This is a genomic window from Streptomyces yerevanensis (genome assembly GCF_000716805.1).
Taxonomy (GTDB): domain Bacteria; phylum Actinomycetota; class Actinomycetes; order Streptomycetales; family Streptomycetaceae; genus Streptomyces; species Streptomyces flaveus.
The window spans coordinates 1-24,708 of sequence record NZ_JNWJ01000021.1; the positions used below are offsets into that span (position 1 = coordinate 1).

General features: G+C 69.2%; 24 protein-coding genes and 3 pseudogenes. 13 read left to right on the forward strand and 14 right to left on the reverse strand.

Annotation, left to right across the window (positions count from 1 at the left end; translation table 11 throughout):
* Positions 1-270: 270 nt before the first annotated feature.
* Positions 271-396: pseudogene (locus OP79_RS51955) on the forward strand (sigma factor-like helix-turn-helix DNA-binding protein); the annotation flags it as partial.
* Positions 397-486: 90 nt separating this feature from the next.
* Here OP79_RS51955 and OP79_RS21980 read toward each other — a convergent pair.
* Together OP79_RS21980 and OP79_RS21985 are read right to left on the reverse strand one after the other, a co-directional pair.
* Positions 487-1,032, reverse strand: coding sequence for a pyridoxamine 5'-phosphate oxidase family protein (locus OP79_RS21980; RefSeq protein ID WP_033322050.1), 546 nt, complete (start codon positions 1,030-1,032; stop codon positions 487-489).
* Between the two features lie 480 nt (positions 1,033-1,512).
* The gene (locus tag OP79_RS21985) at positions 1,513-2,709 is read right to left on the reverse strand and encodes an MFS transporter (RefSeq protein WP_033322052.1); all 1,197 of its coding nucleotides are present in this window, start codon (positions 2,707-2,709) and stop codon (positions 1,513-1,515) included.
* 127 nt (positions 2,710-2,836) lie between these two features.
* Between OP79_RS21985 and OP79_RS21990 the strand changes: the two genes are divergently transcribed.
* Positions 2,837-3,169 (forward strand): ArsR/SmtB family transcription factor, encoded by a 333-nt coding sequence (locus tag OP79_RS21990; RefSeq protein ID WP_033322053.1) that lies wholly within the window; start codon positions 2,837-2,839, stop codon positions 3,167-3,169.
* Between the two features lie 287 nt (positions 3,170-3,456).
* Here OP79_RS21990 and OP79_RS22000 read toward each other — a convergent pair whose 3' ends face one another.
* Positions 3,457-3,840, reverse strand: coding sequence for an ATP-binding protein (locus OP79_RS22000; RefSeq protein WP_033322056.1), 384 nt, complete (start codon positions 3,838-3,840; stop codon positions 3,457-3,459).
* Positions 3,841-4,089: 249 nt separating this feature from the next.
* Here OP79_RS22000 and OP79_RS22005 point away from each other — a divergent pair, with 249 nt between their 5' ends.
* Both OP79_RS22005 and OP79_RS22010 read left to right on the forward strand, forming a co-directional pair.
* Positions 4,090-4,911: a helix-turn-helix domain-containing protein gene (locus OP79_RS22005; RefSeq protein ID WP_342669541.1), complete on the forward strand. Its 822-nt coding sequence runs from the start codon at positions 4,090-4,092 to the stop codon at positions 4,909-4,911.
* Between the two features lie 12 nt (positions 4,912-4,923).
* Complete coding sequence (locus tag OP79_RS22010; protein WP_033322059.1) at positions 4,924-5,127, forward strand: DUF397 domain-containing protein; 204 nt, start codon at positions 4,924-4,926, stop codon at positions 5,125-5,127.
* 15 nt (positions 5,128-5,142) lie between these two features.
* Here OP79_RS22010 and OP79_RS22015 read toward each other — a convergent pair whose 3' ends face one another.
* Positions 5,143-6,117, reverse strand: a complete 975-nt coding sequence (locus OP79_RS22015; RefSeq protein ID WP_033322061.1) for an AraC family transcriptional regulator — start codon at positions 6,115-6,117, stop codon at positions 5,143-5,145.
* A gap of 94 nt (positions 6,118-6,211) precedes the next feature.
* On the opposite strand from OP79_RS22015, the gene OP79_RS22020 reads away from it, so the two are divergent.
* Together OP79_RS22020 and OP79_RS22025 are read left to right on the forward strand one after the other, a co-directional pair.
* Complete coding sequence (locus OP79_RS22020) at positions 6,212-7,063, forward strand: NmrA family NAD(P)-binding protein (RefSeq protein WP_033322062.1); 852 nt, start codon at positions 6,212-6,214, stop codon at positions 7,061-7,063.
* Positions 7,064-7,108: 45 nt separating this feature from the next.
* Entirely contained in the window at positions 7,109-7,537 is a 429-nt protein-coding gene (locus OP79_RS22025; RefSeq protein ID WP_033322064.1) for a pyridoxamine 5'-phosphate oxidase family protein, read from the forward strand.
* Between the two features lie 23 nt (positions 7,538-7,560).
* On the opposite strand, the gene OP79_RS22030 is transcribed toward OP79_RS22025, so the two are convergent.
* The 3 genes from OP79_RS22030 to OP79_RS22040 all read right to left on the reverse strand — a co-directional run bounded on the left by OP79_RS22030 (position 7,561) and on the right by OP79_RS22040 (position 13,213).
* The gene (locus OP79_RS22030) at positions 7,561-9,042 is read right to left on the reverse strand and encodes a VCBS repeat-containing protein (RefSeq protein ID WP_033322065.1); all 1,482 of its coding nucleotides are present in this window, start codon (positions 9,040-9,042) and stop codon (positions 7,561-7,563) included.
* 265 nt (positions 9,043-9,307) lie between these two features.
* Positions 9,308-10,822, reverse strand: a complete 1,515-nt coding sequence (locus tag OP79_RS22035; protein ID WP_033322067.1) for an FG-GAP repeat domain-containing protein — start codon at positions 10,820-10,822, stop codon at positions 9,308-9,310.
* A gap of 99 nt (positions 10,823-10,921) precedes the next feature.
* Complete coding sequence (locus OP79_RS22040; RefSeq protein WP_033322069.1) at positions 10,922-13,213, reverse strand: (Fe-S)-binding protein; 2,292 nt, start codon at positions 13,211-13,213, stop codon at positions 10,922-10,924.
* Positions 13,214-13,886: 673 nt separating this feature from the next.
* Between OP79_RS22040 and dnaK the strand changes: the two genes are divergently transcribed.
* From dnaK to OP79_RS22060, 4 genes are all read left to right on the forward strand, one after another.
* Positions 13,887-15,749: a molecular chaperone DnaK gene (gene dnaK, locus OP79_RS22045; protein WP_033322070.1), complete on the forward strand. Its 1,863-nt coding sequence runs from the start codon at positions 13,887-13,889 to the stop codon at positions 15,747-15,749.
* Positions 15,746-16,456 carry a nucleotide exchange factor GrpE gene (gene grpE / locus OP79_RS22050; RefSeq protein ID WP_033322071.1) on the forward strand — a complete coding sequence of 237 codons (711 nt, stop codon included), beginning with the start codon at positions 15,746-15,748 and terminating at the stop codon, positions 16,454-16,456. Before dnaK ends, grpE begins: the two co-directional genes overlap by 4 nt.
* Before the next feature lie 75 nt (positions 16,457-16,531).
* Positions 16,532-17,728 carry a molecular chaperone DnaJ gene (gene dnaJ, locus OP79_RS22055; protein WP_033322072.1) on the forward strand — a complete coding sequence of 399 codons (1,197 nt, stop codon included), beginning with the start codon at positions 16,532-16,534 and terminating at the stop codon, positions 17,726-17,728.
* Positions 17,729-17,735: 7 nt separating this feature from the next.
* Positions 17,736-18,185 (forward strand): heat shock protein transcriptional repressor HspR, encoded by a 450-nt coding sequence (locus OP79_RS22060; RefSeq protein WP_033322073.1) that lies wholly within the window; start codon positions 17,736-17,738, stop codon positions 18,183-18,185.
* A gap of 119 nt (positions 18,186-18,304) precedes the next feature.
* Here the strand turns inward: OP79_RS22060 and OP79_RS22065 are convergent, their stop codons facing one another.
* Both OP79_RS22065 and OP79_RS22070 read right to left on the reverse strand, forming a co-directional pair.
* Positions 18,305-18,814, reverse strand: coding sequence for a hypothetical protein (locus OP79_RS22065; protein WP_033322074.1), 510 nt, complete (start codon positions 18,812-18,814; stop codon positions 18,305-18,307).
* A gap of 49 nt (positions 18,815-18,863) precedes the next feature.
* Positions 18,864-19,118 (reverse strand): hypothetical protein, encoded by a 255-nt coding sequence (locus tag OP79_RS22070; RefSeq protein ID WP_033322076.1) that lies wholly within the window; start codon positions 19,116-19,118, stop codon positions 18,864-18,866.
* Between the two features lie 371 nt (positions 19,119-19,489).
* On the opposite strand from OP79_RS22070, the gene OP79_RS22075 reads away from it, so the two are divergent.
* A complete protein-coding gene (locus OP79_RS22075) occupies positions 19,490-19,942 on the forward strand; it encodes a helix-turn-helix domain-containing protein (RefSeq protein ID WP_051744808.1) in 453 nt (150 codons plus the stop codon).
* 25 nt (positions 19,943-19,967) lie between these two features.
* Positions 19,968-20,348, forward strand: a complete 381-nt coding sequence (locus tag OP79_RS22080) for a hypothetical protein (protein WP_033322077.1) — start codon at positions 19,968-19,970, stop codon at positions 20,346-20,348.
* Positions 20,349-20,356: 8 nt separating this feature from the next.
* On the opposite strand, the gene OP79_RS22085 is transcribed toward OP79_RS22080, so the two are convergent.
* Positions 20,357-20,932: a dihydrofolate reductase family protein gene (locus OP79_RS22085; protein WP_033322078.1), complete on the reverse strand. Its 576-nt coding sequence runs from the start codon at positions 20,930-20,932 to the stop codon at positions 20,357-20,359.
* A gap of 284 nt (positions 20,933-21,216) precedes the next feature.
* On the opposite strand from OP79_RS22085, the gene OP79_RS22090 reads away from it, so the two are divergent.
* On the forward strand, positions 21,217-22,332 hold the full coding sequence (locus tag OP79_RS22090) for a sugar ABC transporter substrate-binding protein (protein WP_078491934.1): 1,116 nt from the start codon (positions 21,217-21,219) through the stop codon (positions 22,330-22,332).
* A 32-nt stretch (positions 22,333-22,364) separates the two neighbouring features.
* Here the strand turns inward: OP79_RS22090 and OP79_RS58060 are convergent, their stop codons facing one another.
* The 4 genes and pseudogenes from OP79_RS58060 to OP79_RS57080 all read right to left on the reverse strand — a co-directional run.
* Positions 22,365-22,493, reverse strand: a complete 129-nt coding sequence (locus OP79_RS58060; RefSeq protein ID WP_281193231.1) for a hypothetical protein — start codon at positions 22,491-22,493, stop codon at positions 22,365-22,367.
* A gap of 5 nt (positions 22,494-22,498) precedes the next feature.
* A complete protein-coding gene (locus OP79_RS22095; protein ID WP_033322434.1) occupies positions 22,499-23,317 on the reverse strand; it encodes an ABC transporter permease in 819 nt (272 codons plus the stop codon).
* Positions 23,314-24,052: pseudogene (locus tag OP79_RS51960) on the reverse strand (ATP-binding cassette domain-containing protein); the annotation flags it as partial. The pseudogene OP79_RS51960 and the gene OP79_RS22095, both read right to left, overlap by 4 nt.
* Position 24,053: 1 nt before the next feature.
* Positions 24,054-24,683: pseudogene (locus OP79_RS57080) on the reverse strand (DUF4097 family beta strand repeat-containing protein); the annotation flags it as partial.
* Positions 24,684-24,708 lie beyond the last annotated feature (25 nt).

The following is a 24,708-nucleotide window of genomic DNA, read 5'->3' on the forward strand; positions in this document are numbered from 1 at the left end:
GAGAGCCGGATGCCTGGAAACGGGCACGTCCGGTTCGGACCGGGGGTCGTGGGAAAAGGGCCTGCCTCGCAGGCACCTCGCCCACGGCCTACCGGTGCACCTGCCGAAACGCAGCCGCCGCCAGGTGAGGATCCCGCGTAGAGGTGTGGAGAGGTGACTGTGCGCCGTAGGTGGCGGATGAGCGCTCTACTTGGCGGAACTGAGTGTTGTAGTCGGCGGGACGCGCAGCGTAAAGGGCCTGAAAAGGAACCACCTCTTCAGACCCTTTCGCGCACGCTCACGGAGGTCGGCAAGCAGCACAGCCTGACGCGCGAGCGCATCCGCCAGATCGAGAAGCACGCGCTGGTCGAGCTGAAGAAGCTCGCCCGCGATACGGGCTTCGAGTCCGCGGCGTAACCCCGGGCGGGGCTTGTGCCCCGCCCCTCACAGGCAGCCCCCGGCACGCCTTCCCCCTGGCGGCCGGCGGCTTCCTTGTGCGCAGGCCCGCTAGAAGGTGTAGCGGGTGTGGCTGAACACCTGGCCGTCGTGCCCGAAGCCGTACGCCGTGCCGGGTGCCACCGCGAACAGCAGGTCGTTGCCCTTGCGGATGCTGTCGCCGAAGCCGTAGAAGATCCCCTCCGGCGAGGTGATGTGGTCCCCGTACTGCGCCTCGAACGCGGCGATGACCTCGTCCTGCCGCGCCGGATCCGTCACCCGCTCCGCCGTGCCCTCGATCACGATGTCGAGGCCCTCGGAGAGTGAGTTGTGCCCTGTGGTGAGTGCGCAGTGGGCATTGCCGGCCAGGTTCTTCGCCTTCTGCTCGCCCGGCCCGGTGCTGAAGTGCAGCGCCCCGTCGTGCCAGGCGGCGATCAGCGGCGTGACGTGCAGCCGGCCGTCCGGCCGGACCGTGGTGATCCAGAAGACCTCGGAGGCCCGCAGCCGGCGCTGGGCCTCGGCCCAGTCGGTGGCGGTGACGTCCTCCGCGCCCGGGCGCGGGTTGAGCGCGGAGCTGTAGCGGGCGTCGAGCTCGGTCCTGGGCTGCTTCGGCGTCATGCGGAACTCCTTTCCCTCTTCTCCCTCTTCTTGTAACGAAGGCTACGCAGCCCGGCCCGGTGGCGCTCGGGCCCGGCTTCTGACAGAGATCAATGAGCACGAGGAACAGCACAAGTCAGTTCCGCCAAGTAGAGCGCTCATCCGCCACCTACGGCGCACAGTCACAGGAGATTCCCGGTGAACCTCCGTACGCCGACCTCGTCGGTACGGGTGGTCACGGCCGGTTCCCAGATTGGGAACTGGCCGGTGGCGAAGACTTCGAGCGTGATTGAGACGGGTCACGTTGGTTGGCCACTTTTCAGGATGGTTGGCCAGTCTGGGCAGACTGGCCAACCTGATGTGGCTGAGCCCTTCACTTTGCGGATCAGCGCCTGAGTCTGCGGGCAGGGGCGCCGCCCACTCCGGGTGATGGTTACGCCTCCCGCTGAAGCAGCACGGGTGACTGCGCGCGGGGCTGTGCACACGGCGAGGCGGGACGGGTCACGCCTTGGACTCTTCCGGAGTGGCCGAGGTCGGCGTCGGTGACGTGGGGGCGGGTGTGGCGGGGCGACGCGTGGTTCCCAGGTGCCATACGAAGGTGAGAGCGGTGACACCAGCGGCCACCAGCCCAAGTTCGGCCGGGACAAGCCCGAACCACTCCTGCGCCAGCCCGCCGAAACCGCCGCCGAGGGCGACGCCGATGTAGAGCGCGGAGGAGTTGAGACCGAGCAGGACTGGCGCGGCGGCAGGGCTGAGGGCGATGAGCCGGTGCTGCTGCGGGACGACGATCACGCCGACACTCACGCCCCAGACCGCCGCCCAGACCAGGGTGGGCGCGAGGGCGCGGGTCGCCAGCGGGGTCAGCGCCAGGGCGAGAGTCGCGAAGGCGAGGGTGCCGGTGAGGACGCGGGCGGAGTCGTGGCGATCAACCAGGCGACCGGCGGTGATGTTCCCGGCCAGGGTGCCTAAGCCCCAGGCCAGCAGGACCAGGGTCAGCAGTGACTCGTTGCCGCCGGTGGCGTCCCGCAGGGTCGGGCCGATGTAGGTGTAAAGGGTGTAGGCGCCGAGGAAAGCGAGGGAGGTGACCGCCAGCAGCGCCAGCACGCGACTCTGCTTGAGCGGACGCAGGCGGTCGGGCAGTGATGCGGCGGGGAGCGTCACCCTGGGGAGGCCGGCGGCGATGCCGACGGCCGCCAGCAGGCCGATCCCGGCGACGGCCCACAGGGTGATGTGCCAGTCGGTGCGGCCGATCAGCGTGCCGAGCGGCAGTCCTAGCGCGGTCGCCAGCGTGAGGCCGCCCAGTACGAAGGCGAGGGCCCGGCCGCGGCGTTCCGGGGGTGCGATGGCCGCCGCGGTGCTGGAGGCGGCGGCGGTGATGATGCCCGCTCCCATGGCGGTGACGATGCGGGCGGCCAACACCACCTCGTAACTGGTGCCTAAGGCGGTGACGGCGTTGCCGATCACGAACACGGCCAAGGCGGTCAGCAGCGCCGACCGCCTGTCCAGGCTGCTGGTGAGGGCCCCCATGACCGGCGCGGACAAGGCCAGCGTCAAGGCGAAGACCGTCACCAGTTGGCCGGCTGCCGGGGTGGAGACCTCCAGGTCGGCCGCGATGGCGGGGAGCAGGCCCGCGATGACGTAGCCGTCGGTGCCGACGGCAAACGTCGCCAGGGCCAGGGGGAGGAGTCGTTTCAGCATGGATCGTGCCGCCTTTCCGGAGCACTGCGGAGGTAGGTGATCGGCACTGTAAGTAATGCATGGATGCTTGTCCATGTATCAATGAGTGGATAGGCTGCTGTCCTGTCACGGACGGAGGGAAGCAGCGATGCGTGAGGTCTCCCAGCCGGCGACCGAGGCGATCCGGATGGTGGAGGTGCTGCGTGCGCTGGCCGATCCGGTGCGGCTGGAGATCGTCCAACGGCTCGCCGTGACCGGTGAGGAGAGCTGCAACGCCATCGGCGGCGACCTGGACGTTCACCAGACGACGCTGTCCCACCACTACCGGGTGCTGCGCGAGGCGGGCGTCACCTGGACCACCGTCAAGGGCCGGTCCCGACTGGTGCGGCTGCGCCGCAACGATCTGGACGCGCTGTTCCCTGGCCTGCTCGACTCCGTGCTGAACGGGACTCGCCACACGCCCTCAGCCGCGGGAGGCTGACGCCTGATCAGGCAGCATCCCGCTGATCCGGCACCGCACGAGTCCGCGAGCGAGCGGGCATCCTGTCCAGCCCCGCGAGCAGCGCCTGACGCAGCCCCTCCGAGAGGCGCGGAGCCTTCGCCAGGCGCCGCCCCTGTTCCCTGGTGAACCCGGATCGGGCAAGGGCACGGCTGATCCGGTCGGCAACCGTGTCCGGGGACGGACTGTCGAGGAACCCCGCGGCCAGCAGCATCAGACAGCCCAGCGAGTCAGAAATTCCGGCCTCCGTGAACCCCGCTCGCCCCGCCTCACGTCTTCGTGCCCATTTCACACCAGACGTACTTGCCGCCGGAGCCGTTGACTTTGAACCAGCCCCAGTCGTCGGCGTACGCGTCGACGATGCGCAGGCCGTGGCCCGACGTGCTCGGGTTGGGCGTGGTCGCCGGAGGCGTCGGATCCGTGTCCCAGGCGCCCAGGCGGAACGAGGGGCCCGACTGTCTGATCTTGAGGGCGGCGGGTCCTTCGGTGTGCCGGATGGCGTTGGAGAGGAGTTCGGAGGCGAGGAGTTCCGCCGGGTCGATGAGGGAGGGGAGGTCGTGGGTGGTGAGGATGTCGCGGAGGGTGCGGCGGCCGATTCGGACGGCTCGGGGGTCGTTGGGGACGTAGAGGGTGTACTCCCAAGGTTTAGGCATACGTGTCTCCCAGGGTGGGTGGGGCTGCAGTGGGTGAGGGTGAGGCGCGGCGGTGTCGGGCGGTGTCTTTGTCGCGCCCGCCATGGCATGGCGGTGCGGTGCGCTTCCGGGGTCCCGGCGTTCCGCAGCGTGTGCGGCGCGTCACTGAAGGTAGGGGGCTAACTTGACCTGGGTCAAGCTCGTCCCGGAATATCGTGTCCTCAACTTGCGGAAGAGGAGGGGCAGATGGTTGCGAGGAGCGTCATCACCGTGCGGCAGGAGCGCCTGGGCAAGGAGCTGCGCAAGCTGCGGGAGCGGGCGGGGCTGGGCCTTCGGGAGGCGGCCCGTGCGACGGGGATCAATGAGGGCAAGCTGTCCAACGTGGAGGCGGGCCGCGTGGGTGTGAGCGCGGAGCGCGTACGGTTCCTGGCCGGGTCCTACGGCGACGCGGAAACCCCACTCGTCGATGCCCTGGCAGTCATGGCGACTGAGCGGGTGCGCGGCTGGTGGGAGGAGTACCGCGGCCAGCTGCCGCGGGGGTTCCTCGACCTCGCGGAACTGGAGTACCACACAAGGCATTTGAGGACGTTCGAGATTGTGTTCATCCCCGGTCTGCTGCAGACCGAGGAGCATGTGCGGGCGATTTTCAGCGACGGAACTTGGGGGACGGCCGAGGATCAGCGCGAGCTGCGCACGCAGTTCCGGCTACGGCGCCAGCAGGTCCTGAACCGGGATGACCTCGTCTATGACGTGGTGATCCACGAGGCGGCTCTGCGCATCCGGAGGGCCGACCGCAGTATTGCCCGGCGGCAGTTGCTGCACATCCTGGCGGAGTCCGAGCGTCCTCAAGTCGCCCTGCGCGTGGTGCCGTTCGACATGGACGGCTTCCGAATCGGCTACGCGCCGACAATCATCGGCGGCCCGGTTCCGCAGTTGGACACCGTTCTAATGGACACTCCGCACGGGGGTAACTACCTGGATGCAGAGGCGCAGCTCGATCGCTATCGACGGGGATTCGCGCAGGTGCAGAAGCAGGCGCTGGGAGTCGTAGAGTCGAGGAACTTCATTCACAGCCTGGCTCAGCAGATCTGAAAGGCCGCGAACATGTCCGAGGTTCCCGTGTGGCAGAAGTCGTCGTTCTCCGGCGGTGATGACGACGCAGACTGCGTCGAACTCGCCGCCCGCCAGGGCACCCTCCTTCTCCGCGAAAGCGACGAGCCCGGCACCGTAATAGCAACCAGTGGTACTGGACTTGCCGCCCTCATACGCCACCTGCACGACGACTACGCCTCGTCGGCCCATTCCTAGCCGTACGGGCGTAAATCAGGTCGAGATCGTCGCGCCTGCCAAGACCGCCCCCGAACCGGCCGTACCGGTGCGCCGGAACTCGCTCGGGCTGACGCCTCGGATCCGCTTGAACGCCACGCTGAATGCGAACGCGTCGGAGTAGCCCACGGTGCGGGCGATCTCGGCGATGGTCGCCGACTCGCGCTCGGTCAGCAGGTCCGCCGCGAGCGTGATGCGCCAGCGGGTGAGGTAGGTCAGCGGCGGTTCGCCGACCAGGTCGGCGAACCGCTTCGCCAGGGTGGAACGCGACACCCCGGTCCGGTCGGCCAGCGCGGCGACCGTCCAGGGCGCCGCCGGCTCGGCGTGCAGCAGGCGCAGCGCGTCGCCGACCACCGGGTCCCGCTGGGCGGCGTACCAGGCCGGCGGCTCGCCGCCGGGCCGGTCGAAGTACTCGCGCACCGCGCAGACCAGCAGCCAGTCCAGCAGCCGGTCCAGGACCACCTGCTGGCCCGGGGTGTCGGCGGCGACCTCGGCGGCGAGGTGGTCGAGTACGGCGTCGGCCCCGCCGCCGGAAGCCACGCGCAGCACGACGGGCAGCGCGTCCAGCAGCCTGCGGCTGATCTCGCCGCGCACCGGATAGGCGCCGACGATCAGCGTCGTCGCGCCGTCACCGGAGTCGCAGCTGGTGTCGTTCCAGCCGAGCCGGTGCCGGGTCCCGCCCTGCTCGGGCGTCGCGCAGAACTCGCCGCACGCGACCGGTTCGGCCCGGGTGCCGACCTCGTCGACGAAGGTGAACGGTGCGGGGCCCCGCACGATGACCGTCTCGCCGGCGCGGAGCTGTTCGGGCGGGCGGTGCTCCGGCACGATCCAGCCCGCCCCGCCGAGGACGGTGCACAACGTCAGCGGCGGGCCGTCCACGAAGTGCAGCGCCCAGGGCGGGGACAGGGTCGAGCTGCCGAACAACGAGCCCTGGGCCCGCATCCCACGGAAGAGGTCACCGAACGCGTCCACCCTGCCGAGGTTAGACGCCGAGTTGGACGATGACAAAGGCGATCCGGCTTCTCACCCATGGAGTCGTCCGAGCGGATGCCGTTGAATCGCTGCCATGAGTAACGCTGCCAGCAACAACGACACCACCCTCATCCTCGGCGCCACAGGCAAGACCGGCCGACGGGTCGCCGCCCGGTTGCGGCTGCGCGGCACGCAGGTGCGTGCCGCCTCCCGATCGAGCCCGACCCGCTTCGACTGGTCCGACCCCGACGGCTGGGATGCGGCCCTGCGGGGCATCACCGCCGCCTACGTGGTACCCCCGCCCGTGCCGGGCCCGGTGCACGAGTTCGTGGCGCGGGCCGAGGCCGCCGGAGTGCGGCGCCTTGTCCTGCTCTCCGGGCACGGCGCCGACACCTGGGGCGACTCCACGTTCGGTCTTGACATGCGTTCGGCCGAGGACGCCGTGCGCGGCTCGGCGCTGGAGTGGACCGTTCTGCGGGCGTCGAACTTCAACCAGAACTTCGACGAGGACCTCTTCCATGCCCCGCTGGTCGCCGGCGGGCTGGCGCTCCCGGCCGGTGCGGTTCCCGAGCCGTTCATCGACATAGACGACGTCGCCGATGCCGCGGCCGCGGTGCTGGCCGAGCCCGGTCGGCACGCCGGGCGGATCTACGAGCTGACCGGGCCGCGCGCGCTGACCTTCGCCGAGGCCGTCGAGCTGATCTCCCGGGCGTCCGGGCTGCCCATCACCTACAAGCAGGTTTCCCCCGCCGAGTACATCGCGGCGCTGGTCGAGGAGGGTTGGGGCGAGGACGACGCCCACCACGTCGCCGAGATGTTCGTGCTGATGGAGCGCGGGGTGATCGCCGAAACGACGGACGGTGTCGCCACCGTGCTGGGGCGCGCGCCCCGGACCTTCGAGGACTACGTCGTGCGGGCCGCGGCGGCGGGAGCCTGGCGGCCATGACCCTCCACCGTCACCATCCCCTCACCATCTTCTGAAAGGGCCACGATGAGCACCGCCACCAGCCTGCTGACCGCCGAGGACCTCGAGTTCCTCGGACGCCCCCTGCACGGGTTCCTGTCCGTGGCCGGGGGAGCGCAGCCGCCACAGCCACGGCCCGTGTGGTTCGAGGCCACCGCGGAGGGGACGATCCAGTTGATCACGGAGCCGGACTCGCTGAAGGTGCGGCGCCTGCGCCGCGACCCCCGCGCCTCGATCGTTGTCGCGGCACCGGTCGATGAACGCGAACGCTGGGTGTCCGTCGCCGGCCGCGCCACGGTGGAGGCCGACGGAGCACACGACCTGTGCTCCCGCCTCGCCGCCCGCTACTGGGACCTCGACGACCGGACCCGGGCCGGCGACCTCGCCACGATGCTGGCCGCCGACCTGTCCCGTGTCGTCATCCACCCGGAGACCGTGCGCCGCTACGCGTACTGACCGGCACGGCGTCTGGACGATATCTAGTTGGCCGCGTTCGCGCCGAACAACGGCTGGGCGTCCGTCGAGACACCCACCGAGGATGTCGGCAGGGAGCGGGAGCCGGTCGTCGTGATCTTCGTGCCGTTGGAGGGCAGGTAGACCAGCGAGCCGTTACCGGCGTTCTCGCCGTACGCGCCGACCGTCAGGTCCGCCTTGCCGTCGGCCGTGACGTCGGTGAGCTTCACCTCGCCGCCGAACCAGTCGTCCTTCTCGTCCGAGCCGGGCACACCGGCTGTGGACTGGGCGAAGTACTGGTACCCGGAGCCGGTGTTCAGGCCGGACGCCGAGCCGTAGAGAACGGTCACCGCGCCGGTGTTCACCACGCCGTTCAGGTTCTCGCCGGGCGCGCCTGCCGCCAGGTCCGCGTACCCGTCGCCGTTGATGTCGCCGAGCGACAGCTCGCTGCCGAACCAGTCGCCGCGCTCCGAGGAGCCGGGCACGTTGCCGCTGTTCTGCGTCACGGCGACGGCGGCGGCCGGGCCGTCGGCGGAGCCGTAGATGATGTGGACCTTGCCGCCGGTGGAGGACTCGGGCACGGACGGCTCGCTGCTGTCGTTGGCCGGGTCCCACTCCTGGCCGGTGACGATGTCGCCGAAGCCGTCGCCGTTGACGTCGGCGACACCGGTGATGATGCCGCGCTTCAGCTCCCGCGCGGACGAGGCGTCGAGGCCGGAGGCCGAGCCCGGCACGTAGAAGTTGGTGTTGTAGCCGATGTCGCTGTCGGTCTCGTAACCGTCGACGACCAGGTCGGTCCGCTTGTCGCCGTTGACGTCGCCCGCGGTGAGCACGAGCGGGCCCCCCTCGCCACCGGACGCGATGTCCGTCTTGAAGGTGTAACGGCCGCCGTACGTACCCGACTTGGTGATGCCGCCCTTGAAGACGTGCACCGTGCTCGACGAGGAGCCGACCGCGAGGTCCTCCGTGCCGTCGCCGTCGAAGTCGCCCGCGGCGAGCGTCGTGCCCCAGCGGTCGTGAGAGGAGACCGCCGGGTCCTTGATCGTCGTACCGCCGGACAGCCCGCCCGCCGAACCCCACATGACGAGGACCGTGCCGCCGTCGGTGTCGCCGTCCACGTCCTCTTGGGACGCGGACACGGCGAGGTCGTCGTAGCCGTCGGAGTTGAAGTCGCCGTACGCGCTGACCCAGCCGAACCCGTCGTCGGTCTCGGCGGCGCCGGGCACGCCCGTGGTGTTCTGGCTGATGGTGGCGCGCTTCGTGGATGTCACGCCGCTCGCCGAGCCGTACAGGGCGACGATCTGGCCGGCCTGCTTCTTGCCGCCGACGGTGGCCGAACCGGCCGAGTACGCGACGTCGCCGAAGTCGTCGCCGTTGAAGTCCGCCACGGGGTGGTGAACCGAGTCCCCGGCCGTCGCCGTCACGGCCGAGAAGAATGTGAGCAGACCGCCCGTCAACGCGGCCGCGGCGGCCGTCGCGAGGGCGATTCTCCGGTGCTTCTTGTGCATGCGGGATTCTCCTGCGGCATGCGGGGACGCCTGGCGGGCGTCCACAGTCAATGGGGTGCGCGTACCGCCCGTGTTCGCCGGGAGTTCTCCTCGGCTTTGCGGGCGGTTGGCGATCAGGAGACCCGTGGAGGGGGCGAAGGGTTGTACGTGACTTCAAGGAATTTATGAGGCTGATGGGACAGCTCGGCTCAGCTCGAAGTCGGCGACGGCGCACAGCAATAACGCGCACGTGACCGCAGCTGTGCGGGAACTCGCGCGGGATCGCTCACCCAAGGTCCAGGTCATCCTCCGTGATGTGCCGTGAGGTGCTGGTGTCCAAGCCCTCCGGGGAGCCCGGAAAGACCCAGAACCCCGTCGTACGGCGCGTGGCGGAACCGTCCTGGGGATGCCGGTTGCCGGAGGCGGCGACCACGTCGAGGCGGCCGTCGCCGTTTACGTCGAGCAGAGGCGGCTTGGAGATCAGGCGGTGGCGGATGTACTGCTTGTCGCCCTCTCCGGGGTCGCGGTTCTCTCCGTCCACACCTGTGGATTCCAGGTCGACCGCCTGGGGTTCGGTGGCTGGGGTGACGTGGGCGAGGTCCGGGATCAGGAAGACGAGCCCGTGGGCGCTGTTGATCGCGGGCGCGCTCAGTACGAGGTCGGGGCGTCCGTCGCCCGTTACGTCACCGACCGCTCGGCCCTCGGTGCCGCCGCAGCAGCGGGAGTTGAGACCGGGGAGGTCGGTCAGGGTGACCGGCGACGCGGAACTCGCCTTTCCTGGCGTGGAGTTGACGCTGACCGTGATCTTCTGGTCGTAGGCGAAGAAGCTCGCCTTGTACAGCTCGTCGTCGCCGTCCCCGTCCACATCCCCGGGATGCCCCGCGAACTCCTCGCCCTGCTCGGACTCCTGCGCCCGTACGAGCCCACGCGCCGTACCGCGGAAGTGGTGCACCCCTCGGACGCTCAGGTCGCCGTCGCCCTCGCTGTCCGGGTCGGTCCACTCGAACCACACGGTCAGCTCGGCGCGCCCGTCGCCGTCGTAGTCCTCGGAGGTGGACTGGTAGGGCGCGCTGTCGGCGGGGGTCGGTCCGGTGAGTTCGGCCTGGCGGGCCGGTTTGCCCGTACGGCGGTCGAAGGGGCCGTGGAAGACGACCCCGGCGGAACGGTCGGGGCCGCCGAGGCGGAAGACGTCGCCGCTGCCGTCCCCGTCGAAGTCGGCGACGCTGCCGAAGTCACCGCCCGCGGGACCGAGTTCGCGCAACGCCTCGCCGCTGATGGCGAGTTGACGTATGCCCGTGAGCCCGCGAGCCCCGCCCCACAGCGCGTACTGCTTGCCGTCGTTCACGGTGACCAGCAGATCGGTGAACCCGTCGCCGTCCAGGTCGGCGCGGTGCAGCCGGGGCATGTTGTCGGCGTCGCGGCCCGGGTGGCCGCCGTCCACGGTGAGGGTCGTACGGGTGCGGGGGTCGGGGCCGTCCGCCGAGCCGTACACGACGTAGACGGCGCCGGTGCGGGCGAGGGCCACGTCGTCGTAGCCGTCGCCGTTGAGGTCGCCCTCGCGGGGGCGGTCCTGTGGCTTTCCGGCGGCGGGGCGGTCGGGGCCCTGGGCGAGGGCGCCGAGCGTGAAGCCGGTGGAGGTGGAGTTCGGGGGCGTGGGGGCGGAGGGCGCCCCCGGCCCCGTACCCCTGCTTCCGCCGCCCCCGGAGCCCTCGCCAACCGTCTCGCAGCCGGCGACGGCGGCGCCCAGCAGGACGGCGCACGCGACCAGAACCGCACGCCTGGAACCCCTTGTCGCTCTCATTCCACGACAACACCCCATGCCCCCGGTTTGAACCAGGGCCATGGGGTGCTTCGTTATCCAGCCGTACCTGTTGCCGACGGGTTGCCGTTACCCGAACCGCTACTTCACCGGCTGCGGCTCCGGCTCGCTCTCCGACTCGGTCTCGCCCGCCGGCGGCTCGTCGTCGACCGGTGTCCTGACCGAGTCGAGCAGCAACTGGGCCACGTCCACGACCTGGATGGACTCCTTCGCCTTGCCATCGTTCTTCTTGCCGTTGACCGAGTCGGTCAGCATGACGAGGCAGAACGGGCAGGCCGTGGAGACGATGTCGGGGTTCAGCGACAGGGCCTCATCAACACGCTCGTTGTTGATGCGCTTGCCGATCCGCTCCTCCATCCACATCCGCGCACCACCGGCGCCACAGCAGAAGCCGCGCTCCTTGTGGCGGTGCATCTCCTCGTTCCTGAGGCCCGGGACCTTGCCGATGATCTCGCGCGGGGGCGTGTAGATCTTGTTGTGGCGGCCCAGGTAGCAGGGGTCGTGGTACGTGATCAGACCCTCGACGGGGGTTACGGGGATGAGCTTGCCCTCGTCGATGAGGTGCTGGAGCAGCTGGGTGTGGTGGATGACCTCGTAGTCGCCGCCGATCTGCGGGTACTCGTTGCCCAGGGTGTTGAGGCAGTGCGGGCAGGTGGCGACGATCTTCTTCGCGGACTTCGGCTTCTTCGACTCCGCGGTGAAGTTGCCCTCGTCGTCCATCTCCTCGCCGAACGCCATGTTCAGCGCGGAGACGTTCTCCATGCCGAGCTCCTGGAACAGCGGCTCGTTGCCGAGCCTCCGCGCCGAGTCACCCGTGCACTTCTCGTCGCCGCCCATGATCGCGAACTTGACGCCCGCGATGTGGAGGAGTTCCGCGAAGGCCTTCGTCGTCTTCTTCGCGCGGTCTTCCAGCGCGCCCGCGCAGCCGACCCAGTACAGGTACTCGACCTCGGACAGGTCCTCGATGTCCTTGCCGACCACCGGCACCTCGAAGTCGACCTCCTTGGTCCACTCCAGGCGCTGCTTCTTCGCGAGCCCCCAGGGGTTGCCCTTCTTCTCCAGGTTCTTGAGCATCGTGCCCGCCTCGCTCGGGAACGCGGACTCGATCATCACCTGGTAGCGGCGCATGTCGACGATGTGATCGACGTGCTCGATGTCGACGGGGCACTGCTCGACGCAGGCACCGCAGGTGGTGCAGGACCACAGCACGTCGGGGTCGATGACGCCGTTCTCTTCGAGGGTGCCGATGAGGGGCCGCTCGGCCTCGGCGAGAGCGGCGGCGGGCACGTCCTTGAGCTGCTCCTCGCTCGCCTTCTCCTCGCCCTCCATGGTCTTGCCGCCACCGGCCAGCAGGTACGGGGCCTTGGCGTGCGCGTGGTCGCGCAGCGACATGATGAGCAGCTTGGGGGAGAGGGGCTTGCCGGTGTTCCAGGCGGGGCACTGCGACTGGCAGCGTCCACACTCGGTGCAGGTGGAGAAGTCCAGCAGGCCCTTCCAGGAGAACTGCTCGACCTGGGAGACGCCGAAGACGTCGTCGTCACCGGGGTCGGTGAAGTCGATGGGCTTGCCGCCGCTGGTCATCGGCTGCAGCGCGCCGAGGGCCGTCGAGCCGTCGGCGTTGCGCTTGAACCAGATGTTGGGGAAGGCGAGGAAGCGGTGCCAGGCGACACCCATGTTGGTGTTCACCGAGACCGTGATCATCCAGATCAGCGACACACTGACCTTGATCATCGCGGTGAGGTAGATCAGGTTCTGGAGCGTGCCGGTGCTCAGCCCCTCGAAGGCGAGCACCAGTGGGTACGAGGCGAAGTACGCGGCCTCGTAGTGCTCCACGTGGTGGATCGCGCCCTCCAGGCCGCGCAGCGTGTAGATCGCGAGGCCGATGGTGAGGATGACGTACTCGACGAAGTACGCCTGCCAGGCCTTGGAGCCCGTGAACCGGGACTTGCGGCCGGCCCGGGAGGGCAGGCTGAGCAGCCGGATGACGATGAGTACGGCGATGCCGATGACGGTCATCACGCCGATGAACTCGATGTACATCTCGAACGGCAGGAAGCCGCCGATGACCGGGAGGGTCCAGTCGGCCTCGAAGAGCTGCCCGTACGCCTGCGCGAGGGTGGGCGGGAGGGTCAGGAAGCCGACCGCGACGAACCAGTGCGCGAAGCCGACGATGCCCCATCGGTTCATGCGTGTGTGGCCGAGGAACTCCTTGACCAGCGTCACGCTGCGGTCCCAGGGGTTGTCGGTCCGGCTGCCGGCGGGAACGGGCTGGCCGAGCTTGAAGTGCCGGACGAACTGGCCGACGGCACGCGCGAGCAGAGCAACGCCGATCACGGTCAGGACCAGCGACACGACGATCGCGGCGAGTTGCATTTGGGGCTCCTCGGGCCTGCGAGGGGTTTCGTCGAGGAGGTCCGCGGAGGCCGTCCCCGAGATTACTAAGCGGTAACTTACGTACTTCTCAGAGTACCCGCATCATGTGCCGCACTGTAGCCAGCGGCGCGGTGATCTGCGCTACTGAGGGTTGCCTCACCGCTCCGCTCGGGTTGGGCGGGTGGGTTCGTTGTCGGCTGCCGGTCCGTCGTGGCTGGTCGCGCAGTTCCCCGCGCCCCTGGGGTGCGTGGGTGGGTCGGGGTCGCGGGCCGGTGCGTCAGCCCGTCGCAGGGCGGGCATACGGCCCGGTGTTGGTACAGGGTGCGGGTTCTCCGAGACCGAAGCTACGCGACGGGCATGCGACGCACCGGCCCACGACCCCTCCCGCCGGAGGGCAAGTGCGGGTCCGTCGTGGCTGGGGGTGAGTGGAGCCGCAGGCTTTTCAGGGGCGCGGGGCTGTGTCAATTTGCGGCTCCGCCGCGTGGGCGCGACCGGCCACGACGAACCCGCACTCGCCCGTGAACCCCAACTCCCCGCCCCTTAGGCGAAAAACGGCCCCTGAAGCTAAGGTTCACATAAAAGTTGAGCCCATCTGACTCAGGCCTTTTGACCCAGCGGTCAGCGTCGTGCACACTTGAGTCTGTCCCACTCAAGTCAGCTGGAGGAAAAAACCATGGCACGTGCGGTCGGCATCGACCTGGGCACGACTAACTCCGTCGTCAGCGTTCTGGAGGGCGGTGAGCCCACCGTCATCACCAACGCCGAGGGCGCCAGGACCACGCCGTCCGTCGTCGCCTTCGCCAAGAACGGTGAGGTGCTCGTCGGCGAGGTCGCCAAGCGCCAGGCGGTCACCAACGTAGACCGGACCATCCGGTCCGTGAAGCGGCACATGGGCACGGACTGGAAGATCGAGCTCGACAACAAGCCGTTCAACCCGCAGCAGATCTCCGCCTTCATCCTGCAGAAGCTGAAGCGGGACGCGGAGTCGTACCTGGGTGAGAAGGTCACGGACGCGGTCATCACCGTCCCGGCGTACTTCAACGACTCGGAGCGGCAGGCCACCAAGGAGGCCGGCGAGATCGCGGGCCTGAACGTCCTGCGGATCGTCAACGAGCCGACGGCCGCCGCCCTGGCGTACGGCCTCGACAAGGACGACCAGACGATCCTCGTCTTCGACCTCGGTGGCGGCACCTTCGACGTCTCGCTGCTCGAGATCGGCGACGGCGTCGTCGAGGTGAAGGCCACGAACGGCGACAACCACCTCGGTGGTGACGACTGGGACCAGCGCGTCGTCGACTACCTGGTGAAGCAGTTCGCCAGCGGTCACGGCGTGGACCTGGGCAAGGACAAGATGGCCCTCCAGCGCCTGCGTGAGGCCGCGGAGAAGGCCAAGATCGAGCTGTCGTCCTCCACGGAGACCTCGATCAACCTGCCCTACATCACGGCGTCCGCCGAGGGCCCGCTGCACCTGGACGAGAAGCTCACCCGCGCCCAGTTCCAGCAGCTGACGGCCGACCTTCTGGAGCGCTGCAAGACGCCGTTCCACAACGTCATCAAGGACGCCGGCATTCAGCTCAGCGAGATCGACCACGTCGTTCTCGTCGGTGGCTCCACCCGTATGCCCGCCGTCGCCGAGCTCGTCAAGGAGCTGACCGCCGGCCAGGACGCCAACAAGGGTGTGAACCCGGACGAGGTCGTCGCCATCGGCGCCGCGCTCCAGGCCGGTGTCCTCAAGGGCGAGGTCAAGGACGTACTGCTCCTCGACGTGACCCCGCTGTCCCTCGGTATCGAGACCAAGGGAGGGATCATGACGAAGCTCATCGAGCGGAACACGACGATCCCGACCAAGCGCTCGGAGATCTTCACCACCGCCGAGGACAACCAGCCGTCCGTGCAGATCCAGGTCTACCAGGGCGAGCGCGAGATCGCGGCGTACAACAAGAAGCTCGGGATGTTCGAGCTGACCGGTCTGCCGCCGGCCCCGCGCGGTGTCCCGCAGATCGAGGTCTCCTTCGACATCGACGCCAACGGCATCATGCACGTGACCGCGAAGGACCTCGGCACGGGCAAGGAGCAGAAGATGACCGTCACCGGCGGCTCCTCGCTGCCGAAGGACGAGGTCGACCGGATGCGCCAGGAGGCCGAGCAGTACGCGGACGAGGACCACAAGCGCCGCGAGGCCGCCGAGTCCCGCAACCAGGGCGAGCAGCTCGTCTACCAGACGGAGAAGTTCCTCAAGGACAACGAGGACAAGGTCCCCGGCGAGGTCAAGACCGAGGTCGAGACCGCCGTCGAGGAGCTGAAGACCGCGCTCAAGGGCGAGGACACCGCCGAGATCCGTACGGCCACCGAGAAGGTCGCCGCGGTCTCGCAGAAGGTGGGCCAGGCCATGTACGCCGACGCTCAGGGCGCGCAGGCCGCGGGCGGTCCCGGCGGTCCTGAGGGTGCCGCCGACGGTGGCGCGCAGGCCAAGGCCGACGACGATGTCGTCGACGCCGAGATCGTCGACGAGGACCGGAAGGATGGTGCCGCGTGACGGAGGAGACCCCGGGTTTCGACGAGCAGCAGCCGCCGCAGGCTCAGCCTCAGCAGCCCGACGTCCCTTCCGGCGCCACCTCTGATGACGCGGAGCCGAAGGCCGCCCCTCAGGAGGGGGCGGCCCCGGCCGGGGACGCGGCAGCAGCCCAGACGGCAGCACAGCAGCAGGTAACGGCCCTGACGGCCCAGCTGGACCAGGTGCGTACGGCGCTCGGTGAGCGCACGGCGGACCTCCAGCGGCTCCAGGCCGAGTACCAGAACTACCGCCGCCGCGTCGAGCGCGACCGGATCACGGTCAAGGAGGTCGCCATCGCGAACCTCCTGACCGAGCTCCTGCCCGTACTCGACGACATCGGCCGCGCGCGGGATCACGGCGAACTGGTCGGCGGCTTCAAGTCGGTGGCCGAGTCGCTGGAGACCGTCGCGGCGAAGCTGGGCCTCCAGCAGTTCGGCAAGGAGGGCGAGCCCTTCGACCCGACGATCCACGAGGCCCTGATGCACAGTTACGCGCCGGATGTCACGGAGACGACGTGCGTGGCGATTCTGCAGCCTGGGTATCGCTTCGGCGAGCGCACCATCCGCCCCGCGCGGGTGGCGGTGGCCGAGCCGCAGCCGGGCGCGCAGACCGTCAAGGGCGACGAGACCGACGCGTCGGCGTCGTCCGACGCCGACGACAAGGAGAACGGTGGCCCGGACGAGGGCTGACGTCGGCGGCGTACGGGGCGTACGAATGAACGTACGGACCGTACGGCGCGTGAGAAGGAAGGAGGGACGTCGAGGATGAGCACCAAGGACTTCATCGAGAAGGACTACTACAAGGTCCTCGGCGTCCCCAAGGACGCCACCGAGGCCGAGATCAAGAAGGCGTACCGCAAGCTGGCCCGGGAGTACCACCCGGACGCCAACAAGGGGAACGCCAAGGCGGAGGAGCGCTTCAAGGAGATCTCCGAGGCGAACGACATCCTCGGCGACCCCAAGAAGCGCAAGGAGTACGACGAGGCGCGCACCCTCTTCGGCAACGGCGGCTTCAGGCCGGGGCCCGGCGCGGGCGCCGGCGGCACGTTCAACTTCGACCTGGGCGACCTCTTCGGAGGCGCACCCGGCCAGGGCGGGGCGGGCGGTGCCGGCGGCGGATTCGGCGGCGGCCTCGGTGACGTCTTCGGGGGCCTGTTCAACCGGGGCGGCGCCACGGGCACCGGCACGCGTACGCAGCCAAGGCGCGGCCAGGACATCGAGTCCGAGGTCACGCTCAGCTTCACCGAGGCGATCGAGGGCGCGACGGTTCCGCTGCGGATGTCCTCGCAGTCGCCCTGCAAGGCCTGTTCGGGCACCGGCGACGCGAACGGCACACCGCGCGTGTGCTCGACGTGCGTCGGCACGGGACAGGTGGCGCGCGGTTCGGGCGGCGGTTTCTCGCTCACCGATCCGTGCCCCGACTGCAAGGGCCGCGGTCTGCTGGCGGAGACCCCCTGCGAGATCTGCAAGGGCAGCGGCCGGGCCAAGTCGTCGCGCACGATGCAGGTCCGGATCCCCGCGGGCGTCAGCGACGGCCAGCGCATCCGGCTGCGCGGCAAGGGCGCGCCGGGTGAACGGGGCGGTCCGGCGGGCGACTTGTACGTCATCGTGCACGTGGGCGCCCACCCGGTCTTCGGCCGCAAGGGCGACAACCTCACGGTGACGGTGCCGGTGACGTTCGCCGAGGCGGCGCTGGGCGGAGAGGTCCGGGTGCCGACCCTGGGCGGGCCGCCGGTCACCCTGAAGCTGCCGCCGGGCACGCCCAACGGGCGGACGATGCGCGCCCGCGGCAAGGGCGCGGTCCGCAAGGACGGCACCCGCGGGGACCTGCTGGTCACCGTCGAGGTCGTGGTCCCCAAGGACGTGACGGGCAAGGCGCGTGACGCGCTCGAGGCGTACCGCGAGGCCACCGTGGGCGAGGATCCACGGGCCGAGCTGTTCCAGGCGGCGAAGGGAGCATGAGGACACCATGGATGGCCGTCGACGCAACCCGTACGAGCTGACCGAGGAAACCCCGGTGTACGTCATCTCGGTGGCGGCCCAGCTCTCCGGTCTGCATCCCCAGACCCTGCGCCAGTACGACCGCCTCGGCCTGGTCTCCCCCGACCGCACGGCCGGACGGGGCCGGCGTTACTCGGCCCGCGACATCGAACTGCTGCGCACGGTCCAGCAGTTGTCGCAGGACGAGGGCATCAACCTGGCCGGCATCAAGCGCATCATCGAGCTGGAGAACCAGGTAGCCGCCCTCCAGTCCCGCGTAGCGGAACTGCAGGCGGCCCTGGAAGGCGCCGCCGCGGCGATGCAGCAGCGAGAGGCCGCGGTCCACGCCTCGTACCGCCGCGACCTGGTCCCGTACCAGGACGTGCAGCAGACGAGCGCACTGGTGGTGTGGCGGCCGAAGCGCCAGCAGTCGGACTAGGGACAGCGCAACAGCGTTGAGGGGCCCGGAGGTTGATCGTCGATCCTCCGGGCCCCTTCATGTCGTACGACACCGGAGGCGTACGACTCCGAAGGGGGCCTTCGTGCCGGGCGGCACCCTCAGGGGATGAGGTCGCCGATCGCTTCGACCGTGAGCATCCACATGGGTTGCGCGCCGGTGCCGAACGCGGCGGCGAGCGCATACCCGAGAGCCGCGTCAGTGGCCTCCACCCGGGCGCCCTCCTTCCACTCGGCCAGGACATGCCCGTCGCCCTCCGAGGTGAAGTCCCCGATGTGCTTCCTGTCCTTCAGCAGCCGGCTGCCCGCGACGGAGTCGGGCACCAGCCGGTAGGCGTGGCCCGCGTGCCGGACGTCGATGCGGTACGAGCGCCGGGTCAGCCGTCCCTTCGCAGGCCTGACGACCGCCTCCTGGCCGTCGACGTCCAGGGTGAGCCGGTCGCCCTTCCGGGTGCCGATCGGGATGTGCTCCTCGGTCCTGGTCCCGGCGACACGGCGCAGGACGATCTCGGGAACCGCCGTTCCCCCGATGGCCAGTTCGCCCTTCTCAGGGTCCAGCCAGACGCTCAGTTCGCCGAACAGGTCGTCCTGGGCGAGGGTTTCGACGGGCATGCGCTTCCTTTGCCGCGGGCACGTGAGTTCGGACAGCGTACGTCGTCGATCACCGCCCCGCCGCCTGCCAGAGCGTCACCGCCAGGGCGATGCAGGACGTGAGGGCGGCCAGGGACGGGAGGGGCCAGCGGGCGCGTTCCAGGGCTTCGAGGCGGGTCTCGTGTTCGTCGAGGGTCTTGTCGGTCTGGTCGGCGCGCTGGAGGAGGAGGGCGAGGTCGCCACGGGTGGTGGCGAAGCCGACGTCGACCGAGCGGCGCAGGCGTTCCAGCTCCAGCGCGACTTCGTCGGCCTCAGTCGTCGTCATGGTCGGCCTCCGCTCCGGCGTCCTCGCGCAGCAGCCGGTCCGTACGAAGCGTCGTTCTGCGCGTGGCATCGGTCATCGTGGTGCTCCTCTCTTCTCCGCTCTTCTTCGCGCGTCTCCGCTCTTCTTCGCTCCGAGTGTGGGAACATGTGTTCGATAACAGGGAGCGAGCGAACAGACTGGCATGATGCGAGCGCGTACGCAAGTGACTACCCTCCGTGGAGGCGGGCGCAATGGTGACGCTCCAAGCCGTACGCCAACTGCCGCTGATCTGGCGGCCGTTGCCGAATCTCCACCGTTACGCGCGAGCGCGCACACACCTTGGTGCGAGGGCGGTCGGTACGTTGTCCGCGCGACGAGGGGAGAGCGGACATATGCGTTCCAGCTCAGGGGCCGATGCCCATACAGATCGCAGATACCGGGCCGAGGGGCTCGACGAGTTCGCCGGCTGGATCGAGGAGTTGCTGCGCGACCGTGGCTACGACATCGACAGCCCGCGTGGTGGCGGTCGTTCGAAGCTCGCCGACGATGCCGGGGTGCACCGGGCCGCCGTGAGCCGGCTGTTGCAGCGTCAGTCCATGCCGGACCTGGAGACGATGCGGCGTATCGCGGCCGTACTCGGCGTCCCGCTCCGCGAGATGCTCATCCGCTCGGGGCGGCTGACGGAGGACGACCTGCCGGTCGTCGCGGGCGGCGGGCACCCGGCGGCCGGGGACGGCCATGCGGTGCTGAGCCCCGAGGAGGCGGCTCGCAGGATGGGTGTGCCGCCCGAACTGCGGGAGCTGTTCGCCAAGGTGGCGAGGCAGTTCCTGCCGGAGGGCGGTTGACGCGAGGGAGTCGAGGGAGTGCGGAATGGGGAATCCGGGCGGCGGCAGTCGCGGTGACGAGGCGGAACGCGTCTCCAGGCTGGTGGGCGAACTGCTCATCGGGCTCGGCGAGAAGCTCCGGGCGGCCGGCCCGGAGGGCGTCCGCGTGCTCACCGAGGAGGAACTGCAACGGCAGCAGCTGAACTGGTTCCGCGCCGGCTGGCACGAGCACGCTCGCGCGACGCAGCCGCAGTCCTCCGGCGCGCACACCGAAGCCCCTCCCGGGTCCGGCCCCAACTCCTGTACCGACGACGGCGATCGGCGCCAACACCCCGACAGCGAGCACTTCCCGCTGCCCCCGGCCCGCCTCCTCCGCTTCCCGGAACGCCCTCCGGACGACGTGTACGAGGGCTACGACGGGGACTGACTCAGGACTCAGGAGGCGCCGACTCGCTCGTAGCGCAGCAGTACGAGGCCGTTGCCGAAGGTGTGGGTCTCGGCGAGGCGGAGCTGGGTGGTGACGTCCGCTTCCGGGAAGAGGGGACGCCCGCGGCCCAGGATGACCGGGACGACGTAGAGCAGGTACTCGTCGATCAGGTCGAGCCGGCGGAACTCCGCCGCGATCCCCGCGCCGCCGACTCCGAGGTCGCCGCCGGGCTGCTCCTTCAGCGCCCTGACCTCCTCGGGTACGACTTCCCGTACGACGGTCGTGTTCCAGTCTGCGGGACCCGGCTCCAGGGTGCGCGAGTACACGATCTTCGGCATGTCCCGGTAGATGGCCGCGAACTCGCGCACGGGCTCCGCAGCCGAAGGATCCTTGTCGGCTGTCGGCCAGTAGTCGACCATCAGCTGGTGCATGACCCGCCCGTGCAGGAAGCCGCCCATCGGTTTGATGCGCTCGTTGAAGTAGCGGTGCACCTCGTCGTCGACCAGGTGCCAGTCCAGCTCGCCGTTCGGGCCCGCGAAGTAACCGTCGAGGGATACGGACAGACTCAGCGTGATCTTGCGCATCGGGACTCCTGGGGCTCGCGGATACTGGACGGAGTGGCGGCCGGTGGACGGGCGGGTGGACATACGGCCGGTCGGATTGGTGAACTGTCGATAGACAGGCCACCACGCATGCTCCATCTCCGCCCGCAGATCCTCCAGACCTTCACCTCTGCGTCTTCACAATGAGCACACAGAGTGCTGTTGCGATCTCGTTAACCGGAATTCCTTGACGCTATTGACAAGCCCGCGTTGGCTTTTGGTCACCAGGGTCGCAAAGCTGTGCCCTCGTCCGAAAGACACCAGAAGTGAGCAATCGTATGCGTCGTATCGCCATATCCCTGGCCGTGTCCACCATGGCTCTCTCGCTCGCCTCCTGCGGTGTGCTCGACAGCGACACGGAGGGCGGCTCGGCGGAACCGACCAGGGGCGACGACATCACGGTGGGCCTGCTGCTGCCGGAGAAGGAGAACCAGCGCTACGACAAGTTCGACCACCCCATCATCAAGAAGAAGGTCGACGAGCTGACCAAGGGCAAGGGCGAGGTCGTATACGCCAATGCCGACCAGGACGCCGCCGAGCAGAAGAAGCAGCTTCAGCGGATGGTCGACGACAAGGTCGACGTGGTGCTCCTGGACGCGGTGGACGCCAAGGACATCGCGGACGGCGTACAGAAGGCGAAGGACGCGGACGTCCCCGTCATCGCGTACGACCGGCTGGCTGAGGGCCCCATCGACGCGTACATCTCCTTCGACAGCCAGCAGGTCGGGGAGGTGCAGGGCAAGGCCCTCGCCGAGACCCTGGACGGCGGCAAGTCCCAGAAGATCGTCATGATGAACGGCGCGGTCACCGACCCGAACGCGGCCCAGTTCAAGAAGGCCGCCCTCGCCGAGCTGGGCGACAAGGTGACCATCGCCAAGCAGTACGACACCAAGGACTGGAAGCCCTCGAACGCGCGGGCCAACATGATGGCCGCGATCTCCTCCATCGGCGCCGAGAACATCGACGGGGTGTACTCCGCCAACGACGGCATGGCCGGCGGCATCGTCTCCGCCCTGAAGGCGGCCGGTGTGACCAACCTGCCGCCGATCACCGGCCAGGACGCGGAACTCGAGGCGGTGCAGCGCATCGTCTCCGGCGAGCAGTACATGAGCGTCTACAAGCCGTACCCCGAAGAGGCCGAGACCGCCGCCGAGCTGGCCGTGGCTCGCGCCCACGGCTGGGGCATCGAGTTCGACGCCCTCACCCGCGACAAGGTCGACAGCCCGACGAAGAAGGACATCCCGGCGCACCTCGTCCTCGTCTCCCCCCTGATGAAGGACAACATCAAGGACACGGTCATCGACGACGGCATCTACAAGGTCTCGGACATCTGCACCTCGGAGTACGAGGCGGCTTGCGAGGAGATCGGCCTGAAGAAGTAAGGGTTCTGAGGCGGGGCTTCTGGAGCGGATCTTCAGCTCTCGCCCTTGAGATGCCTCAGGAGGCGGCCGAAGACGCGAACGGGGCGGCGTACGCCGACGTGGTGTCGGTGTACGCCGCCCTGGGGCGGGTCGGGGGTGCGGGAGATGGCCCGCGTTGTCATGGCGGTTACTTCGGGTCGCTGTTGAACTTCGAGGCCGACCAGAAGTAGCCGAGCACCGCGAGGCCCAGGCACCAGGCGACCGCGAGCCACCCGTTGTGGCCGATCTCGCTGCCGAGCAGCAGGCCGCGCAGGGTCTCGATGGCGGGCGTGAACGGCTGGTACTCGGCGATCGGCTGGAACCAGCCCGGCATCGTGTCGACCGGGATGAAGGCGCTGGACAGGAGCGGCAGCAGGATCATCGGCATCGCGTTGTTGCTGGCGGCCTCGGCGTTCGGGCTGATCAGGCCCATGCCGACGGCGACCCAGGTGAGCGCCATGGCGAAGAGCACGAGCAGGCCGAACGCCGCCAGCCACTCCAGGGCCGTGGCGTCCGTGGATCTGAAGCCGATGGCCACGCCGACGGCCCCGACGAGGATCACGCTCATCACGCACTGCAGCACGCTGCCGACGACGTGCCCGATGAGCACCGAGCCGCGGTGGATCGCCATCGTGCGGAAGCGGGCGATGATGCCCTCGGTCATGTCGTTGGAGACGGACACCGCGGTCCCGATCGTGGTGCTGCCGATGGTCATCAGCAGCAGGCCCGGCACGATGTAGGCGATGTACGCGGAGCGGTCCGCGCCGCCGCCTCCGATGCCCGCGCTCATCACGTCGCCGAAGATGTAGACGAAGAGGAGCAGGAGCATGACCGGGGTGAGCAGCAGGTTCAGGGTGAGGGACGGGTAGCGCCGGGCGTGCAGGAGGTTGCGGCGCAGCATCGTGGACGAGTCGCGTACGGCGAGGGAGATCCGGGCCGGGCGGGCGGGAGCCAGGGGGGTGCTCATCGGACGGTCTCCTTGGGCTGGGTGGTCTGGTTGGGGACGTTGGCGGTGCCGGTCAGGGCGAAGAACACGTCGTCGAGGTCGGGGGTGTGCACGGTCAGCTCGTCCGCCTCGATGCCGGCCGAGTCCAGCCAGTCGAGGATGGCGCGCAGGGACGTGGCCGCCGGGGATGAGCCGCTTCAGCTCCTCGGCTGTGCCTTCGGCGGCGATCTTGCCGTCGTTGAGCACGGCGATGCGGTCGGCGAGTTCGTCGGCCTCCTCCAGGTACTGGGTGGTGAGGAAGACGGTGACACCGCCCGTGACGAGTTCGCGGATGATGCCCCACATGTTGTGGCGGCTGCGTGGGTCCAGGCCGGTGGTGGGCTCGTCGAGGAAGATGATCCGCGGGTTGCCGACCAGGGTCATGGCGATGTCGAGGCGGCGCTTCATGCCGCCGGAGTAGGTGGAGGCGGGCTTCTTCGCGGCCTCCACCAGGTCGAAGCGTTCCAGGAGTTCGGCGGTGACCTGCCGTCCCTCGCGTTTGGACAGGTGGTGCAGGTCCGCCATGAGGAGCATGTTCTCCTCGCCGGTGATCAGGCCGTCGACGGCGGAGAACTGGCCGGTGACGCCGATCGCGGCCCGCACGGCCTGCGGGTCGGCGGCCAGGTCGTGGCCGCCGACGTGCAGGTCGCCGGCGTCGGCGGTGATGAGGGTGGAGAGGATCTTGACGGCGGTGGTCTTGCCGGCACCGTTCGGACCGGTGGATGGTCAGGCCGGCCGCGGCGCCGTCGGTGTTCTTCAGGGCGTTGTTAATCCGGCCGTAGCCGGTGCCGGCGTCCAGGGAGGCGGAGACTCCGGCCGCGGCGCTGACCGACACGTTGCCCATCTGGGTGCGCAGCACGAGGGTGCCGGAGAGGGCCTCGGCGATGTTGATGTCGCCCTTTTGGGTGCTGATCTCCGCGGGGCCGCCCAGGCGGCCGACCGAGACGTCGCCGTCGAGGACGGTGAGGCGGGCGCTTGCTGCCTCGTCGAGCTTGACCGAGCGGTAGCCGTCCGCGAAGGCGACGTCGCCGAGCCGTCCGACGCCGCGGAACTCGGCGGCGGCCGACTTCGCCTCGACGCGGGAGCCAGCCGGCAGTTGGACGGTCACCTCGACGGATCCGGTGTGGCCGAGGATCCGGTTCTTCGCCTCCGGGGCCTGGATCCGCAGGACGCCGTCGCTGTAGGAGACCTCGATCTCCTCGGCCGCCTTCACGTCGCGGCTCTTTGAGGCGTTGGCGGGCAGGACCTCGACCGTGGTGTCGGTCCGGTCGGCGGCGATGAACTGGATGCGTCCGGCGGGGATGTCCAGGACGGCGGAGATCGGGGCGGGGGTGGCGAACTTCTGCATCGTGCTCTCCTTCGGTTCGTTTTTC